This is a genomic window from Rhodopseudomonas sp. BR0C11, assembly GCF_010820945.1.
GTDB lineage: Bacteria > Pseudomonadota > Alphaproteobacteria > Rhizobiales > Xanthobacteraceae > Rhodopseudomonas > Rhodopseudomonas palustris_H.
In genome coordinates this window covers 1-1,252 of sequence record NZ_QTKI01000708.1, presented here as the reverse complement: position 1 = coordinate 1,252, position 1,252 = coordinate 1, and the positions used below count along the sequence as shown (strand labels likewise).

At 65.0% G+C, this 1,252-nt stretch carries 2 protein-coding genes; one reads left to right on the top strand and one right to left on the bottom strand.

Annotated elements, in window-relative coordinates:
• Positions 1 to 212 precede the first annotated feature (212 nt).
• Positions 213 to 689: a hypothetical protein gene (locus DYI24_RS26780; protein ID WP_164574476.1), complete on the bottom strand. Its 477-nt coding sequence runs from the start codon at positions 687 to 689 to the stop codon at positions 213 to 215.
• A 240-nt stretch (positions 690 to 929) separates the two neighbouring features.
• Here DYI24_RS26780 and DYI24_RS26775 point away from each other — a divergent pair.
• Positions 930 to 1,252 (top strand): Hsp20/alpha crystallin family protein (locus DYI24_RS26775; protein ID WP_164574477.1); only part of this gene is annotated, 323 nt, incomplete at its 3' end.

The following is a 1,252-nucleotide window of genomic DNA, read 5'->3' as shown; positions in this document are numbered from 1 at the left end:
CCGCGGCGGGGGGGCTGTTGGTGCGGATCGGGCTGGAACTGGTCAAGCCGCTATGGCGGAAGATGATGCGGCAACCGGGTTAGCGCCCGGCCGCCGCATCGCGGGACGCGGATCGGCGTCGTTACGCGAACGCGTAGTCCGCGGCCTGCCGGTCGATCACGAACCGGCTGGTATTGGCGCAGTCTTCACAGCGATAGATGTGGCGCTCGAATTCAACCTTGTGTCCGACCGGTCGTGGCTCGACGCGCACGAGCCGCATGGTCGCGCCGCACTCCGGGCAGCGGGACGGGTCGAAACTGGTTGATACGTGGCGCCAGACCATAATGCCTCCTCCATGATGGCCGGTAGTCGTCGGACGGATCATGCTGAGCGGCCCGGTCGCCGCTCAGCCGGATCGAGGCCCCGCCTTTCGGCGGCGGATCGTCGTCATCGAGCCGCTGCAGCGCGTCGAGGATCGCGCGTAGCGGCACCGGATTGCGGTGCCCCGGCGCGAGACGCAGCCACGGCTGCTGCTCGACGGCGTTGGCGTCGGACGCCCATGAGGAGAGGATGGCGCGCTTTTCGGCGGTGCAAAGCGCGTCGTCGCGCAGCACCTGGTCGGGATGATCATAGACCGTTGCCGAGGGGCGCAAGGCCGTGACGCTGGCGGCGCCAGGCGCGTAGCTGTGTTCGAAATTGGTAGATCGCATCTGTGGTCCTCCCGAATTCCTCCTTCCAAACCGGGACGGCCGATGACTTGGACACGGCGTTACCGTTTTCAAGACGGTGCGCGAAAAAAATCTTCGAGCCCCTCCCACGGGACTACCACCCTGCCCCTTGACGACGGCGCAACCGCGCCCAAATCGAAAGCGCACCCGCGATACGCGGGCGACTTCCAGATCACAACTACCCGTATCGAGGACTTCAAGACTGAGTACGAGGAGGCATCCATGAACATGCGCGACATCATCCCCTGGGGCCGGACCAATCAACCCGCGACCCGCTCGTTCGACGGCGACCCGTTCCTGTCGCTGCACCGCGAGATGAATCGGCTGTTCGACGACGTATTCCGCGGCTTCGACGTGCCGGCCCGTGCCGGCGCCCTGACACCGTTCAGTACCGGTTGGCCGAAACTCGAAATCACCGATGGCGACAAGGAACTGAAGATTGCCGCCGAAGTGCCGGGCCTCGAGGAGAAAGACATCGAGGTGCTGCTCGACGACGGTACACTGACGATCCGCGGTGAAAAGACGGCGTCGAACGAGGCCAAGGA

Bases quoted from the DNA above. Each gene is read 5' to 3' on its own strand.
- DYI24_RS26780 (WP_164574476.1), bottom strand. From the start codon at position 689: ATGCGATCTACCAATTTCGAACACAGCTACGCGCCTGGCGCCGCCAGC.